At 63.8% G+C, this 16,108-nt stretch carries 14 protein-coding genes and 1 pseudogene; 10 read left to right on the top strand and 5 right to left on the bottom strand.

The window, feature by feature from the left end:
• Window positions 1-52 precede the first annotated feature (52 nt).
• Together FHX33_RS20145 and FHX33_RS20140 are read right to left on the bottom strand one after the other, a co-directional pair.
• Complete coding sequence (locus FHX33_RS20145) at window positions 53-544, bottom strand: hypothetical protein (RefSeq protein ID WP_183428906.1); 492 nt, start codon at window positions 542-544, stop codon at window positions 53-55.
• A 278-nt stretch (window positions 545-822) separates the two neighbouring features.
• Window positions 823-1,227: a four-helix bundle copper-binding protein gene (locus tag FHX33_RS20140; protein WP_021763120.1), complete on the bottom strand. Its 405-nt coding sequence runs from the start codon at window positions 1,225-1,227 to the stop codon at window positions 823-825.
• Window positions 1,228-2,214: 987 nt separating this feature from the next.
• Here FHX33_RS20140 and FHX33_RS20135 point away from each other — a divergent pair.
• The 4 genes and pseudogenes from FHX33_RS20135 to FHX33_RS20120 all read left to right on the top strand — a co-directional run.
• Window positions 2,215-3,483, top strand: a complete 1,269-nt coding sequence (locus tag FHX33_RS20135) for a Mur ligase family protein (RefSeq protein ID WP_039922298.1) — start codon at window positions 2,215-2,217, stop codon at window positions 3,481-3,483.
• Complete coding sequence (locus FHX33_RS20130; RefSeq protein ID WP_021763124.1) at window positions 3,480-4,196, top strand: type 1 glutamine amidotransferase; 717 nt, start codon at window positions 3,480-3,482, stop codon at window positions 4,194-4,196. Before FHX33_RS20135 ends, FHX33_RS20130 begins: the two co-directional genes overlap by 4 nt.
• An 83-nt stretch (window positions 4,197-4,279) precedes the next feature.
• Window positions 4,280-5,164 carry a M15 family metallopeptidase gene (locus FHX33_RS20125; RefSeq protein WP_081703967.1) on the top strand — a complete coding sequence of 295 codons (885 nt, stop codon included), beginning with the start codon at window positions 4,280-4,282 and terminating at the stop codon, window positions 5,162-5,164.
• A 240-nt stretch (window positions 5,165-5,404) separates the two neighbouring features.
• Window positions 5,405-6,588 (top strand): annotated as a pseudogene (locus FHX33_RS20120) (IS256 family transposase); the annotation flags it as partial.
• Between the two features lie 63 nt (window positions 6,589-6,651).
• Here the strand turns inward: FHX33_RS20120 and FHX33_RS20115 are convergent.
• From FHX33_RS20115 to FHX33_RS20105, 3 genes are all read right to left on the bottom strand, one after another.
• A complete protein-coding gene (locus FHX33_RS20115) occupies window positions 6,652-8,166 on the bottom strand; it encodes a multicopper oxidase family protein (RefSeq protein WP_021763128.1) in 1,515 nt (504 codons plus the stop codon).
• Window positions 8,167-8,279: 113 nt separating this feature from the next.
• Complete coding sequence (locus FHX33_RS20110; RefSeq protein WP_021763129.1) at window positions 8,280-8,888, bottom strand: DUF305 domain-containing protein; 609 nt, start codon at window positions 8,886-8,888, stop codon at window positions 8,280-8,282.
• Between the two features lie 83 nt (window positions 8,889-8,971).
• A complete protein-coding gene (locus FHX33_RS20105; protein ID WP_021763130.1) occupies window positions 8,972-9,415 on the bottom strand; it encodes a DUF6153 family protein in 444 nt (147 codons plus the stop codon).
• Window positions 9,416-9,577: 162 nt separating this feature from the next.
• On the opposite strand from FHX33_RS20105, the gene FHX33_RS20100 reads away from it, so the two are divergent.
• The 6 genes from FHX33_RS20100 to FHX33_RS20075 all read left to right on the top strand — a co-directional run bounded on the left by FHX33_RS20100 (window position 9,578) and on the right by FHX33_RS20075 (window position 15,786).
• Entirely contained in the window at window positions 9,578-9,787 is a 210-nt protein-coding gene (locus FHX33_RS20100) for an SHOCT domain-containing protein (protein WP_208041044.1), read from the top strand.
• Between the two features lie 450 nt (window positions 9,788-10,237).
• A complete protein-coding gene (locus FHX33_RS20095; RefSeq protein WP_155829027.1) occupies window positions 10,238-10,990 on the top strand; it encodes a hypothetical protein in 753 nt (250 codons plus the stop codon).
• Between the two features lie 295 nt (window positions 10,991-11,285).
• Window positions 11,286-12,545, top strand: coding sequence for a coiled-coil domain-containing protein (locus FHX33_RS20090; protein ID WP_155829028.1), 1,260 nt, complete (start codon window positions 11,286-11,288; stop codon window positions 12,543-12,545).
• 147 nt (window positions 12,546-12,692) lie between these two features.
• Window positions 12,693-12,992: a metal-sensitive transcriptional regulator gene (locus FHX33_RS20085; RefSeq protein WP_021763134.1), complete on the top strand. Its 300-nt coding sequence runs from the start codon at window positions 12,693-12,695 to the stop codon at window positions 12,990-12,992.
• 173 nt (window positions 12,993-13,165) lie between these two features.
• Entirely contained in the window at window positions 13,166-13,513 is a 348-nt protein-coding gene (locus tag FHX33_RS20080) for a heavy-metal-associated domain-containing protein (protein ID WP_021763135.1), read from the top strand.
• Window positions 13,510-15,786: a heavy metal translocating P-type ATPase gene (locus tag FHX33_RS20075; RefSeq protein WP_021763136.1), complete on the top strand. Its 2,277-nt coding sequence runs from the start codon at window positions 13,510-13,512 to the stop codon at window positions 15,784-15,786. Before FHX33_RS20080 ends, FHX33_RS20075 begins: the two co-directional genes overlap by 4 nt.
• Window positions 15,787-16,108 lie beyond the last annotated feature (322 nt).

Raw genomic sequence — 16,108 nt, 5'->3', positions numbered from 1 at the left:
CACGATGCTGGCGGCGACCAAGCATCGCAACCGTGGCAGGCACTGAAGAAGATCAACGGTCGCCAGCCCGAAAAGCGCAAGCGGCAGATACGGCGCCAACCAGCCCGCCCCGGTTAGCCCGATGGTCAGCGCCGCGCGCAACAGGATGTAAACGACGATCGCCGCTATGGGCGAATGAAAACCTAGTCGTGCGAATGATCACCCACCCAGCGCTCAGCAGCGAGAGCAGGGCAACAGGCAGATAGAGCGTCTCGCTGAACTGGGGGACGTCCGTGTCGTACTCCATCACAAGAATCTGAGCTGCAGCCAGCACGACGGCGAATAGCCCGATCTGCAACTGGCGCCACGGTCGATCGGAAACGCTGACCAGCATCGCACCCAAGAGGACCGTCGTTGAAATTACCGACAGCAGGTGCGGAGGCGACCGCAAGACTGCGTCACGCCCAAAAGTGCTGTGCCAAAAGGCATCAGCGGGAGCGGCGATCGCTGTGGCAGCAGCGCTTGCCGCGGCGAGGATGAACCCCGGCGCGCGACCCAGGGGCATTCAGGGATCGAGTATCGCGAAGTATCCGCACCGCCCAGAGACTCAAAGTGACGCCAACCGCGACGATTGATGCATACAACAGTAAGGTGCGGAGGAATCAGGGCACTATCTCGGCCGAGGGTGGAATGCCAGGAGTCGTCCCAATACGCCGACGCGAGCCCCAGCCCGCTCGCCACGACAATCATCACCCACTCGGGCGCCCAACACCACTCGGCAAGGAGAGATCCATAATGGGATGGTATACCCTCCCAGGGTATGCGGGAAGACGGGCCGACGGGTTAGAGACCGGCGATGAGATCGGCGCAGGCCCGTTCGCAGCGCCGGCACACATCGGTGCAAATGCGGCAGTGTTCGTGCATGCTGGCGTGCTTGTCGCATTCGTCTGCGCACGCACCGCAGGCCGCGCGGCACGATTCCAGTGCCGCTCGGGTGACGTTTGCGTCGTAGCCGGTGTGTCGGGAAAGCACGTTGGCGGTGGAGGCGCAGATGTCGGCGCAGTCGAGGTCAGTGCGTACGCACTTGACCAGGTCCGCGACCATCTCTTCGCTGAGACAGGCGTCGGCGCAGGCGGTACAGGTTTGCGCGCACTCGATACACGCCTCGATGCAGGCCACGAGCTTCTGCCGGTCGACGTCTCCGAGATCGGCCGGGTAGCTGTCAAGCATTTGTTCAACGGCGGACATAGTGCTTCTCCTTCACGATCAGCATCCCCATGCATAGGCGAGGGTACGCCGAAAGTGCAGGCCGCACGATCTGCATCGACGCGATTCCTTCCGATCTATTTTCGGGCATCAGAACGAGGGTGCAGGCGCAAGGCTGCACCCACGTACCCATAGCGGCAACCGATCCCCCACAGACGGACCCTTTGTGAGCGGCAAGCCGCGACGCCCACCAAGATGAACGCAACGTCCTGATCAGCGGTGTAGTGCAGGCGACGGCTCCACGAGCTTGGGGAGAAGCCGGGCATATGGATCACTCAACTTCTTCCGAGAATGCCCGCTCGGTCGTTTTTCGGCACCGCTCCGGATCCTCGCCGGCAACCGCAACGCCAGCGCAGCGCGGGCGAAGCGACCGTTCAGGACCGTTTGCGAGAATGCTCCTGATCGAGATCAGTAAGGGATGAACATGATTCGCGTACACGATGCCAATGGGCATCCTCGCACGCGCGCGTTTCTGCTGGCATTGGCCATGTTGTTCGTCGCAGTTCTGGTGACCATGGCGTGGGTCCATTCAAGTCCTCGCCATGCCGTCGGCGGCTTCCCTGCGGATGCCGTGGTGGCGGCGCAGCCAAGCCCGGTTGACGCTGTGCATGAACCGTCCGAAAGCCACAGTGACAATAGCTCCTCCGCGGAATCAGAGGACCATTCGTACCTCCGTTCTCGCCACAGCGACACACCTCTCCCCCTAGCCAACATGTTGGCCGCTCGAAGCACGGCCACGGCGCCCATCGAGCTCAGGCACGTTCCGACGCGTGCACCCAATGAACGACTAGTCGCTCCGCCGGACTGGTCTGTCGCAGTGGTCAAGATTTCAGTGAGTCGAACCTAGGAATCATCTTCTCGGGACCGTCGCGTCCCGATCCGATGTACCTACTAGCCGCCAGACGCGGCATGTTCTCGCGCGCCATCCCCTGCGCGCCACGGTTCGCCGACTCATTGAAAGCCCCAACCATGAAACACTTCCTCCCCATTTGTCTAGGAAAGACCGTTCGATCTTTGCTGCGACTCGCCCGCCGCGGATCTGCGCTCCCCGGCCTGATCATCGAACGAATCGATGTTGCGCTCCTCCCGGACGTGCTTGGCTCCCTACCCCGCGGCGTGGTGGTGGTCGCCGGAACTAACGGGAAGACCACTACAACAAAACTCATCGTTGAAGTTCTTCGAGCGCACGACCTGAAAGTCTTCTCGAACCCGAGCGGCAGCAATTACAGCCGCGGCATCCTCTCGTCGCTTTTGGGGCAAATCTCGTTCTCAGGCCGACTCGACGCAGACATTGCCGTGCTTGAACTCGACGAGGGACACGCGGCCGCGTTCGTGAGCGCGGTGCCGCCACGACACTCGCTCATTTTGAATGTGATGCGAGATCAAATGGATCGATATGGCGAGATCGACCACACGACGAGCCTGCTGCATCAAGTCGCTGTGGCAACTACTCGCGATGTCATCGTCAACGATCTGGATCCCCGGCTGCACAGTGAACGCTTTCTGCAAGGTGTCGACGCTGCTGTATCAGCCTTCAGCGCATCCCCTGAACTTCAACCCCTATTTCCCGGGGACGACGAGCTGCTTGAGACGGATCAACGGGCAAACATCGCAATCTTCGACCAGACCACGCTTGAGCGGATTGAGCCAACTCCTGTCGCATCATTTGACGGCGCTTCGCTTCCATTCACGCTCTCATTCGGAGGTTCGTTCAACTCCCTCAACGCGGTCGCTGCCCTGTCGATCAGTCGCGCGGTTCTAGGTAGCGATTTCGATCCACACCGCGCTTCCGAAGCACTAGCCCATGCAGCGCCCGCGTTTGGGCGCGGCGAACTCATCACGTTCAAAGGACAGACGATCCACCTGGTCTTGGTTAAGAATCCCGGCGCATTCCGGGCAGCGTTGGAATCGTACTCGGGCGACGGCGCTCACACGATGATCGCGCTCAATGATCATGACGCCGACGGGAAAGACGTCTCCTGGATTTGGGATGTCGACTTCGCCCCCCTCAAATCCGACAAAGTGCAGCTCGTGACCGGAACACGCGCGCCCGATCTTGAGTTGCGGCTTCACTACGACGACATAGCGGTGGCCATCCGCGAACCTGATATTCGACGCGCATTGGACCTCTTCATTAAGACTCCAACGCCGACTCTCAAGCGCATCTACTGCACGTACACGGCGATGCTCGCGGTCAGACGCACGCTCCGTCCCGGAATCCTTGGAGAAGCAGCATGAAGCGCACGCTCACAATCCTGTCGCTTTACCCCTCGCAGATGAACGTCTACGGCGACCGCGGCAATGTGCTCGTCCTCCGGCGTCGCCTGGAGTGGCGAGGCTACCGAGCCAACGTTCTCGAACTCGATCCCGGCGAAACGCTCCCCCGAGACGTCGATCTCGTTGTCGGTGGAGGCGGGCAGGACCGCGGACAGGTTGCAATTCAACCGGACCTTCTTCGACACCGTCACGACTTGCGGGCAATGGCCGAAGACGGCACCCCCATGCTGCTGGTGTGCGGACTGTACCAGTTGTTCGGCCATTCCTTGCAAGTAACCGACGGCACCCGACTGGCAGGGATCGGGATCCTAGACCTGGAGACCCAGCCGGCACCCCAGCGAAGCATCGGCAACATCTCCGCCGAAACGTCGAATTTTGGAACGCTCGTCGGTTACGAAAACCACGCCGGAGCGACCACTCTCGGCCCAGAGGCGCAACCCCTGGGCACGGTTGCGGCCGGCCAAGGCAACAACGGCATCGACCGCACAGAAGGCGCGCGCAGGTGGGCCACCTTCGGCACGTACCTCCACGGGCCCCTCCTTCCACGCAATCCCTTCTTCGCCGATCACCTGATCCGGGTCGCGCTCGAACGTCGCTTCGGCCAGGTCGAGCTGGCCGATCTCAGTCACGCTGCCGAGCAGCTGGCGCGGGCCTCCGGAAGTCGGCGTCGGTGACGCCCCGACATGCCCGAGGGTTGGAAACTCGAATCGCGCAAGCCCGAAGGGGTAGCCGCGAAACGTTCGCTCTGCTGCGCTCGATGTGGGCTGACTATACGCATTTGCGGCCGCTGGCGCGAAGGCCCTACCAGGAGCGCCTGACCTTCGCGTGGTCAACAGTTATCGGCGCAATTCTCATCGCAGCAGTGACGGTGAGCCTTGGAGCGGTCTACGGCATCATCGCTCCTGCCGGCACTATCGACCGCGGCCGCGGCGAACCTGCGACCGCTATCTCTCCCCCAGAGACGCGACCGGTACCCAGCATCGTGCCCACGCCGGTGCAGCCGGGGGTGTACTCGCTGACAGACCCCAGCAGCCCCTGGTTCCTCGTCAACAAGCTCCGCCCCATCCCCGGCGCTGCGACCTACGAACCCAGTGACCTGACAACCCTCCCCCCGGATATTCCCAACCCAAATGGTCAAACCCTTCGCCGGGCTGCTGCAGCAGCATTCGTCCGGCTCGCCGCAGTCGCGAAAGCCGAAACCGGAGCGACTCTCGTCGCCCAAAGCGGATACCGCTCCTACAAATACCAGACCAATGTCTACGCCTCCTACACAAAGTCCGATGGCGGAGCTGCGAACGCGGACACAACGAGCGCACGACCCGGTTACAGCGAACATCAGACGGGGATGGCTGTCGACATCCTCGACACACAAAGCGGTTGCGGGCTCGAGGACGATTGTTTTGGAAGGTCGTCCACGGGGGTGTGGCTTGCTGCCAACGCCTACCGATACGGATGGGTCCTTCGCTACCCGCCCAACAAATCGACGGTCACGGGGTTCGCTTACGAGCCATGGCACTTTCGGTGGGTCGGCACAGCGTTGGCGTCCCAGCTCCGCGACAGCGGAAAGCAGACATTGGAAGAGCTCTTTGGGCTTGCTCCCGCGCCCAACTATTCTGACCAACCCGAAAGGACCGCACGCTAGCTGAACGGTCGCCCGCTCCCTTCGACCCGAGGAACAGCCACCCGCGCGAGTAGGGTCTGCTGTGACTACCACCAGGCAGCCTTCCGGGACTGTCTCAATAACGGTGTGTGAGGGCTCGGCTTGATCCGAAAGGAGATGGCCGTGTCGGACACGACCGAGATTGAGTTGCATGCGATGGTCGATCCCGTGACAGGAGAGATCATTGATCAGAAGGACCTCGCGGAGCGGCTGCTCGTGTAGGCGAAAGAACAGGGCGTCAGCCTGGTTGGCCCGGGAGGGCTGCTGAACCAGCTCACCAAGAACGTCCTCGAGGCGGCGCTGGAAGCGGAGCTGACCGAGCACCTCGGCCACGAGCATGGTGGGGTTCCGATGCGGCGAACATGCGCAACGGGACCCGGGTGAAGACGGTGCTGACAGAGATCGGCCCGGTCCAGATCGAGGTCCCGCGGGATCGAGATGGGTCGTTCGAGCCGGTGATCGTGCCCAAGCGGAAACGACGCCTGGACGGCATCGACCAGATCGTGCTCTCCCTGTCGGCGCGAGGGCTGACCACCGGAGAGATCGCGGCGCACTTCGACGAGGTCTATGGGGCGACGGTGTCTAAGGACACCATCAGCCGGATCACCGAGAAAGTCGCCGGCGAGCTGGCGGAATGGGCGTCCCGGCCGCTGGATGCGATCAATCCGGTAATCTTCGTCGACGCGATCGTGGTCAAGGTCCGCGACGGGCAGGTGCGCAACACCCCGTTCTATGTCGTGATGGGCGTCACCACCGCCGGTGAGCGGGAGATCCTGGGCATCTGGGCCGGGGACGGCGCCGAGGGCGCCCGGTTCTGGTTGCAGGTGTTCAGCGAGCTGAAGAACCGCGGCGTCGAGGATGCCCTGATCGCCGTCTGTGACGGGTTGAAGGGGCCGCCGGAGGCGATCACCACGACTTGGGAGCACACGATCGTCGAGCAGTCCGTGGTCCACCTGATCCGCAACTCGTTCCGCTGTGCCGGCCTGCAGCACCGCGACGGGATCGTGAAAGCCCTCAAGCCGGTCTATACCGCCCCATCCGAGCAGGCTGCCAGGGAACGGTTCGCTGAGTTCGCCGCTGAGTGGGGTAGCCGGTATCCGGCGATCGTGAAGCTCTAGAAGAGTGCGTGGGCCGAGTTCGTGCCCTTCCTCGAATACGACGTCGAGATCAGGCGGGTGATCTGCACGACCAACGCGATCGAGTCGATCAACGCCCGTTACCGGCGGGCGGTGAGAGCGCGCGGGCACTTCCCGAACGAGGCCGCCGCGCTGAAGTGTCTGTACCTCGTCACCCGGTCACTTGACCCCACCGGCGGCGGCAGGGCACGCTGGGTGATCAGGTGGAAACCCGCCCTCAACGCGTTCGCGATCACCTTCGCGGGCCGGTTCGAGAGAACCGTTTATTGAAAACCGCCGAGCCCCACACACCGTTTATCGGACAGACCCGCGGTTGGGCCGGACGCCGTCGGGTCATTTGCTCTCGTACCCGAGGACGGCCATCATGCCGGATTCGGCGTGGTAGATGTTGTGGCAGTGGGTCATCCAGAGGCCGGGGTTGTCGGCGTCGAGAAGCACTGTGGTTGACTGGTGTGGCAGCACAATGGTGGTGTCTTTGCGGGCGCCGCCGTCGAGTTGGAAGGTGTGGCCATGGATGTGGAACGGGTGCCACATCATGGTCTGGTTGGCGATGGTGAGACGGACGCGCTCTCCCTGGCGAACGGAGTAGGCGCCGTCGAGGGGGTTGTTCATGTCGAACGCTTTGCCGTTGATGCCCCAGTCGTACTTCATCATTCCGCCGGTGAGGGCGATGTCGATGCGGCGATCGACGCTGCGCTGTCGCAGGGTGTCGGCAGTGGTGGCGCTGAGGACCGACGCGGTGATCGGCGGCGTGTTCGGCACTGCTGAGCCATCTGAACTGGGCGTAGGGCTGCTGGCGTTGGAGCGGAGGACGGCGAACCCGCGGGCGGCCTTGCCGACGGCTTCCGCGATGATCGGGAAGGCGCCGTCGGCGATGGTGATGATCGCGTCGTAGCGTTCGCCCATCCCGAGCAAGATGCTGTCGCCCTCAACCGGGTTCACCGCGTAGCCGTCGGTGTGGGTGACCGTCAGCCGGTGGCCGCCGACAGAGAACCGGAACGCAGTGTCGCCGCCGGCATTGATGATCCGCAACCGTGCCCGCTGTCCAGGCTTGGCGGTGAAGGTCGATGGGTCTCCTGCTGGGCGCCCGTTGATCAGGTAATAGGGGTAGTAGACGTCTCCGGAGTCGCCGCCGAGAAGGCTGGAGCCGGTGTTTGTGAGCAGGTTGCCATTGCGGGTGGGGGCGCCGCCTTGGCTGCCGCCCATCATCCCGCCCATGCCGCCCATTCCCTTCTTGAGGTCGGCGAGGACCTGGTCAGGAGTTGCGGTGACGCCGTCGAGCCAGTCATCGAGGACGAGTACCCAGTCGTAGTCATAGCTGAGCGGTTCGTTCGGGTCTTCGATGATGAGCGGTCCTTGAAGTCCGCGGTCGAGTTGCGGGCCGACGTGCGGGTGGAACCAGTAGGTTCCAGGAGCGTCGGCAGTGAAGTCGTAGTCGAACGACGCTCCGGGGCCGATCGGCTGCTGCGTGATGGGTGGGACACCATCCATGTCGTTGCGTAGCGCGATGCCGTGCCAGTGCACAGTGGTGTCGTCCGGCAGGTGGTTGACCACATGAGCCCGGATGGTGTCCCCCGCAGTGGCGCGGATGGTTGGTCCAGGGACCTGCCCGTTGTAGGCCCACGTGGAGGCGGTGCGGCCTGCCAGATCGATGTCGGTATTTCCGGCGGTCAATTGGACGCGGGTGATGTGTCCGGTGCGTCGGCGTGCTTTCTCAGCATCGGTGACGGGGTTGCTGGTCGCGGTGAGGAGGTTCGGGCCACCGGTGCAGGCGGCGAGGGCGAACGCGGTGGCGGCGCCGGCGCCGCCGAGGAGGAGGCTGCGGCGGGTGAGGTTCGGGTTGTTCATCAGATGTCCTGTGAGAAAGGGGCGACCCGGAGGGGTCGAGAGAAAAGGGGAGGGGCGGGCGTCGCCACGGAGGGGAGGGGTGACGACGCCCGCGCCTGGTTCACCGGGAAGGGTCAGAGACTCGCGAGGAGCTGTCTCATTGTGGCGATCTCGGTGGTCTGTGCTGTGGCGATCTTCTTCGCCAACGCGACGGCGTCGGTCGCCTGCCCTTTCGCGCTCTCGGTGGTGGCCATGGTGATGGCACCCTGGTGGTGCTGGATCATCTGGGTGAGGAACAGCTTGGAGGCCTCGGCGCCGGACGCGTTCTTCAGCGCGTCCATATCCTGTTGCGACATCATGCCGTCGCCGCCCATGTTCATCCCGCCCATGTCGGTCTTCTGCCCCCATGTGGTGAGCCAGCCGTTCATGGTGTCGATCTCCGGCTGCTGGGCCGTTTTGATCTTCTGGGCGAGCTCGGTGACGCGGGCGTCGACACCCTGCTTGGCCAGGAGAGTGTCGGACATTTCGATGGCTTGCTGATGGTGGGAGACCATGTCCATGGCGAACGTGACGTCGGCCTGGTTGTGATCGGACGTCGCCGTCTCGGTGCTCGAGCTGCTGTGGTCCATTCCGGGCATTTTGCCCATCCCTGAACCGCCGCCGGAGGCGCCAGCAGTGCAACCGGCGAGGGCTGCGGCCGTCAGCAGCACCCCGGAAGTGAGCGCAATCAGTTTGATGTTCATCGGTGTGGTCTCTTTCGTTGTGTGAATCGGCGGATGGTGGGCAGGCTGAAGCACCTCCGCGCTTGCGCGGGGTGCAGCGTGCGTCATCTGCGATCGACGGAAAGAGCCAGAAGCGAGGGTGGCGGTGGTGGCCCGATGGTGCGGGCGATCGTGCGAGCCAGGCTCGTGGGTGCGGCGCGCGAGCCGAGACTGAGCAGTGCCCGTCCGAGTGCGGGCGCGATCAGGAGGATGGTCGCTGCAAGGAGCGCAAGGGTGCAGACCATCGCGGTCATATCGTGAATCGGATCGCAGCTTCCGGTGGCGCACCCGGCTGGGTCGGTGCCGGCCCCGGCGTCGGTTGGAGCGGTCTGCTGAAGGGGGGCGTGCGCAGCGGCCGCCGGCGCCATGTTCATCTGTTGATGACCAGCCGCCGCCGTATCGACAACGTGCATAGCGAGCAGACCGACGAGGACGCCGATGACAGCGCCCAGGACGAGAAGGAGGCAGCGCCAGGTGGGGGTACGCGTGAACATACAGTTGGCGAACATATGCCCTCCTTCCGGCCTGAGGATACCGCGGCCAGCCTGAATACCCGCCGGGGGTGATTCGACAGGACCAATGGCCTGTCTTGGTGTCATACCGAGGGTCATGCTTTTTGCAGAGCTCTACGGAGGGGTCGGGATGTACGGGATGATGGACGGATTCGGCGGGTGGTGGATCCTGTGGATGGTGGTGCCCGTTCTCGCGGTTGCTGTAGCAGTGATTGTCGCCGTGCTGTTGGCGCGCCGACCGGGGCCCCGACCGGTGGCCGCCCGGTTACTGCTCTGGAGCTCCTGGACCGTCGATACGCGGCGGGAGAGATCGACGACGAAGACTATCGTCGCCGTCGTGACCAGCTGACCAGTAAGCCGTCGCGCTGAGTGGGCGTGAGTATCGCCGCTCGAGATCCCCACGAGTGGCGACTCTTGAGGATGAGTTCGTCATCGACAGCCAGCTGATTGAACCGAACACAGGCCGGTTCTCGGCTGAAAGGAGGCGGCGGCGCGGCGAGTTGGCTCGCACCAGCGGCTTGCGTGGACGCGGCAGCTTCCGGCGAATATGACAATTCGGTAACGACTGGATACCATTACCCGGTATCCCCCGTAAGCCAGTAACGCGGCGCACTGTTGGCGCGTTTCGACGAAGGGTTTCGAGTGACCGAACCTGAGCCCTCACGTGGCGCATTCTCCAGCCGCCGCGAGAGGCACGCGTTCGAGAGCATCGCGACCGCTCACAGACGGTCCCCCCGGAACCGCAACCGCTCTGTACGTGGTAGAGCCACGTTGATAGCGCCGCTTATCCGGGTGCGAGAGGCGCCGAAGCCGAGCCGTTTGCGTAACCCGTGGGCGAAGCTTCTTGTTGTCGTCGCAGCCAGCGGTCTGATCGGAACGACCGCGCTTCCGGCTTACGCCACGACGGCGGACGAGGCGGCGACTGTCTCCCGCGCACGCATTGCTGTGCAGACACTTCTCGGCGGTGGCGCTGCTACCCCGGCGGCAACGAGGGACGATGTCGCAATCGCGGAAGACACCACGAAGCTGGATTCGACGCTAGAGCCGACAGTGTCGCCGACCGTGCAGCGACTGGCGCAGACCCTCATGGCAGCCGTCGCTCAGGGGCGACTGACCGGGTACACGCCCAACCATATTCCTGAGATCGCCAACCTCGCCGACGGTCGCGTCGTACGAGGGTGCGGCATCGACTATCGAGTCTTGCAGACCATTCAGGTCGCCTTGGCCACCTTCAATTCTGTCGGAGTGAGCGACATCAACCGGCGATGCACTGGACAGATCGAAGGTGCGGGCAGCGCATCATCGCACTACGCCGACGGGGGAGGGCACGCGGTGGACTTCTACCTCCTCAACGGGCGCCCTCTGACCGGCGGCGACCCGGAATCGGTCAAGCTGATCCGAGCACTGGACTCCGTCATGCCAGCCGACACCAACCTCGGTCAGGTGGGTTGCCGGGCCAGTATTGCCGTATCCAACTTCATCCCGTTCGACGACACCTGCGACCACCTCCACATCGACTTCCGACAAGCGAAGGGAACCACCCTGCGAGTTTCCGAATTTGCGAGCAGCTAAGCGCGTCGAGCTCCGGATCCACTGTGACGCGGCTAACGCGAGCGGCCGTACACGCCGGCGCGCGATTGGGATCACCCTCCGGGTCTGACAGCGCGACCCTCGCATCATGCGGGGCGGCGTGTTCGGGGCCTCATTCCTCGGGTCCCGGGTTAACGTCATGGGGCCGAAGCCTTGCGATCGAGCCTCCACCGCACCCCCCAAAAAGAACGAAATCGGGCAGACCTTGTCACTTCGCTACGCCACATCCTTCCGCGGAGCCCGCGGGAAGGTCGCGGCTGCCCTTCTCGTCCTGATCATGATCAGCAGTGTCCTTGTGGTGCAGGCCAGCCCGGCGCAAGCCGACAACTATCCTTCCTGGAACGACGTCCTCGCCGCACGCGCGACTGAAGCCGGCAAGAAGGCGCAGGTCGCCGCGATCACTGCCCTCATTTCGGGCCTCAAGGAGAAAGTAAAAGCCGCGGAGGATGAAGCCGCCTCTCGCGAACGGGACAATGAGCGCGCGCAGGCGGCATTCACCGCTGGGCAGGATCGGGCTACCCGTCTGGCCACGAATGCTGCTTCCCTGCAAACGCAAGCAGACGCTTCGGGGAAGCACGCAGCGGCCGTGGCGGCGAAGTTCGTCCGCACCGGAAGCGGGAATCTGACGGGCACGCTCCTGGTCAGCACGACTTCGAATCGCGCTGGGTTGCTATATCGGCTAAGCGTCCTGGGAAAGCTCTCGTCGACCGTCGACAAGCTATATAGTCAGGCTGCACGAGACAGCAACCTCGCGAAGGCTGCGAGTGACCAGGCGAACTCGGCAAGGGACGCGCTCGCATCGCTTGCCGCTGCTGCGAAGTCTGCTCTCGCCAACGCGGTTAAAGCTCAGCAGAGCTTGATCTCCTCTCTTTCCGCCCAGACAGCACATGAGGGCGAGTTGGAGGCTCAGCTCGCGTCTCTTTCCTCAGCTACAGCTGTGACCGAACAGCAGTATCAGGCGGGCGTGGCGGCGCGCGCGGCAGCAGCGGCGGCCGCGGCCCGTGCCGCAGCCGAGGCGGCACGTCAGGCCGGACCCAACGCTCCAGTAGCTTCGGACGCGCGCGCGCTTGCGCAAGAGCTAATGGGGTACGTCGCGGCAGGCCAGCTCTCGGGCTCCTACCCCGATCACATCATGGAGATCCGGTGGATCGCGGAGGGCCGCTCGGTACCGAACTGCGGGATCGATACGCAGGTGCTGCAGGCGATCGTCATAGCCATGCACACCTTCTCGAACGTGGGCGTGAGCGACATCAACCGCAAGTGCACTGGTCAGATCGAAGGCGCCGGGATCTACTCTCAACACTACGCGGGCGGGGGCGGCCACGCGGTGGACTTCTACAGCCTTGGCGGTCGCGCGTCTACCGGAGCCGATGCCAATTCGCTCGCCTTGATCGGCATCCTGGATCCGAGAATGCCGTTCGGTTCGGGCCTAGGTCAGAGCAATTGTCGTGCGCAAGCGGGCAACGAGCCGCGGCTTCGCAACTTTCAGGACTTCTACGACACCTGCAACCACCTCCATATCAACGATCCGATGTGACACCGGCAGGGCGCTCCAGCGTTTGCCGCGGAATAAGCAACAACGCGTGACGGTTCAGACTGGGAGGGAATTCCGACGAGATCGGCAGGCCGATCCCGAGACGTACGATGGCCTAGGCGATGTCGCAAGAACCCGAAGGAACCGGCTATGAGCAGCCACGAAACCGTGCATGGATATATCACCGACAAGGATCGGTATCTCAATCGTCTGAAGCGCATCGAGGGGCAGGCGCGCGGCGTCTACCGAATGGTGGATGAGGAGCAGTATTGCATCGATATCCTCACCCAGATTTCGGCGCTGACCTCCGCACTTCAGTCAGTGGCGCTCGGCCTCGTTGACGACCACCTGAAGCACTGCGTGAGTGATGCAGTGCGACTGGGCGGTGAAGAGGGCGAGGCGAAGATCAAAGAAGCCTCGGATGCTATCGCGAGGCTGGTGCGTTCGTAGTATCGGCCGAGCGTGCCGGTCTCGTGTGACCTGTAGCCCCCATTGCCCCATACCCCTGCTGGGTATATCCTGGTTTGCGAGGGTGAGAATGACCCACGGTTGGAACGCTTGCAACCCGACCCCCGTCGACGCTTACCGCGCACATCGACTCATGCTCGTGAAAGGAGCCACTCGTGGCCACGCAGAATTTTCAGGACCTCGGCCTGCAGGACGCGAACAGTGGCTGCGCGTGCTGCGCTCCTGCTCACGCCAAGGCAGACCTGGACGTTGTGAACGCATCGAGCGCGTCGCCCGTGAACGCGCTCGCAACGCAGTTCCTCGTCGAAGGAATGACGTGCGAGCATTGCGTGCGCAGCGTCACCGAGGAGGTCTCGGCGATCGAGGGCGTGTCCGGAGTGGACATCGACCTCAAAGCTGGGGGAGTCTCAACCGTCGTGGTCTCTAGCGAGAGCCCTGTTGATCCCGCGCGGGTTCGCGAGGCCGTCGAGGAGGCTGGGTACTCGCTCGCTGGAGTGTCATGAGCGCTGTGGATGTCGATCTCGACATCACGGGCATGACCTGCGCGTCGTGCGCGAATCGCATTGAGCGCAAGCTGAACAAGCTCCCCGGTGTCGAGGCGACGGTTAACTTTGCGACGGAGAAGGCTCGTGTTCGCTCAGACGACGTGCTGGTAAGCGATTTGATCGCGGCCGTTGAAGCTGCCGGGTATGGCGCTAGCGTTCCTGCGCCCGTCTCGGCGGAGTCCCTCGACCAGGTCGCGCCGGAAGACGTGGAACTCGCCTCGTTGCGACAGCGTCTGCTGGTTTCCGCGGTGCTGGCGACTCCCGTGGCTGTACTCTCGATGATTCCGGCATTGCAGTTCACGAATTGGCAGTGGCTCGCTCTGACGCTTGCAGCCCCGGTCGCTGTCTGGGGGGCCTGGCCCTTTCACACGGCTGCAGCGATCAACGCTCGGCACGGCTCTGCGACGATGGACACGCTTATCAGCGTCGGGGTGTTGGCGGCATTCGGATGGTCGCTCTATGCGTTGTTCTTCGGTGGGGCGGGGATGCCCGGAATGCGTATGAGCGTCTCTCTGCTCGGCGCCCCGGCGTCGAGCGGCCATGAGATCTATCTTGAGGTCGCCTCCCTGGTGACAGTGTTCATCCTCACTGGTCGCTATCTCGAGGTCCGTGCGAAGCGTCGGTCCGGTGAAGCCTTGCGTGCTTTGCTCGAGCTCGGTGCGAAGGATGCAATGGTGCTGCGCGGCGCTCACGAGCAGCGCGTCCCGGTCGGTCAGCTGATTCCAGGCGACACCGTGGTGGTACGCCCGGGCGAGAAGATCCCCGCGGATGGTGTGATCGTCGAGGGTGTTTCTGCGGTCGACGAGTCGATGCTGACTGGTGAGTCGATTCCGGTCGAAGTCGGGCCAGGATCCAGGGCGGTTGGAGCGACCGTGAACACCGGTGGGCGTTTGCTGATCGAGGTTACCCGGGTGGGCGCGGACACGGAGCTGGCACGTGTGGCGCGGCTTGTCGAGGAGGCCCAGACGGGGAAGGCCCAGGTTCAGCGACTGGCCGACAGGGTGTCGGCGGTTTTCGTGCCCACTGTGATCGGGCTGGCCGTTGTGGCCTTCGCGGCCTGGTCGCTTTTCGGCGCTGGGGCGGAACTCGCGTTCACCGCCGCCGTGACAACGCTCATCATCGCGTGCCCGTGCGCCCTCGGACTTGCGACGCCGACGGCCCTGCTGGTCGGGACAGGACGAGGCGCCCAGCTGGGGATCCTGATTCGGGGGCCCCAGGTTCTGGAGCAGACTCGCCGCATCGACACGGTCGTGCTGGATAAGACAGGCACCGTTACAGCCGGGATCATGACGGTGACCGCGGTGCACACTGCGGCGGGCACCGAACGAGATGCGCTGCTTCGGATTGCTGCTGCGATCGAGCACGGATCGGAGCATCCCATCGGACGCGCCATCGCTGCGGCCGCCGCTGTTGAGCCCGAACCCGCCGAGAACTTCGCGGCTGAACCGGGGCAGGGGGTACGCGGTATCGTTGACGGCCGCATGGTCGTCGCCGGCCGGAGTTCATGGGTGACCGGTAGCTGGGCGCTCCCCATACCCGAGGACCTTGCAATGCGGGTTGCGGCCGACGAGGCCGCAGGTTCGACGGTCACCGTGGTCGCTTGGGACGGCACGGTGCGCGGGGCAATCAGTGTCGCGGACACCATCAAGCCCACCAGCCACGAAGCCGTCGTTCGACTACGCAACCTTGGCCTCACACCGATCCTGCTCACCGGGGACAACCCGGGTGCAGCTCGAGCGATCGCAGAGCAGGCTGGAATTGAAGACGTCCGGGCCGGCGTCACCCCGCAGGGAAAGCTGGAGGTGGTTCGGCAGCTGCAGGCTTCCGGCAAGGTCGTTGCCATGGTTGGCGACGGCGTCAACGATGCGGCCGCGTTGGCTGCCGCGGATCTCGGGATCGCCATGGGTACCGGCACGGATGCGGCTATCACTGCCAGCGATCTCACCATCGTTTCCGGTGACCTGTTGGTGGTCCCCGACGCGATTCGGCTTGCGCGACGGACCTTGGGCACCATCAAGGGGAACATGTTCTGGGCTTTCGCGTACAACATCGCCGCTCTGCCCGTTGCCATGCTGGCTCTTCTCAACCCGGTGCTGGCCGGAGCAGCCATGGCCTTCAGCAGCGTTTTCGTGGTGACGAACAGCCTCAGGCTGCGGCGTTTTCAGACCCTACCCGGTCTGGCGCGCGAAGACATCCCGGCCCCGCATACAGCTGCCGTCATTGCAAGCTGATCGCATCGGAATCATTCTCCCGGAGGAACGCATGACCGAACCCGTCGGGCCCGTCCACCACCACACGAAGAGCGCCCCTTCTGGACATGATCACGGTCCGCATGGACACCAGCATCCCGCGCCTTCGGGGGTAGCAGGCTTGGTTGCGTGCCCGGTGATGCCCTCCAATCGAGTCGATCCAGCCTGGGCGGAGGCACGCGGCCTCTTCCGTGACTACGAAGGCACCCGCTATTGGTTCTGTTGCGCGGACTGCGGGCCTTTGTTCGACGCGGACCCGGGTAGCTACGCGAAGGCGAGATGAGGGGGTTGTGTCTCCTGCTGG

Source organism: Leifsonia aquatica (assembly GCF_014190775.1).
Lineage (GTDB): Bacteria > Actinomycetota > Actinomycetes > Actinomycetales > Microbacteriaceae > Leifsonia > Leifsonia aquatica.
This window is presented reverse-complemented; position numbering and strand designations above follow the sequence as displayed.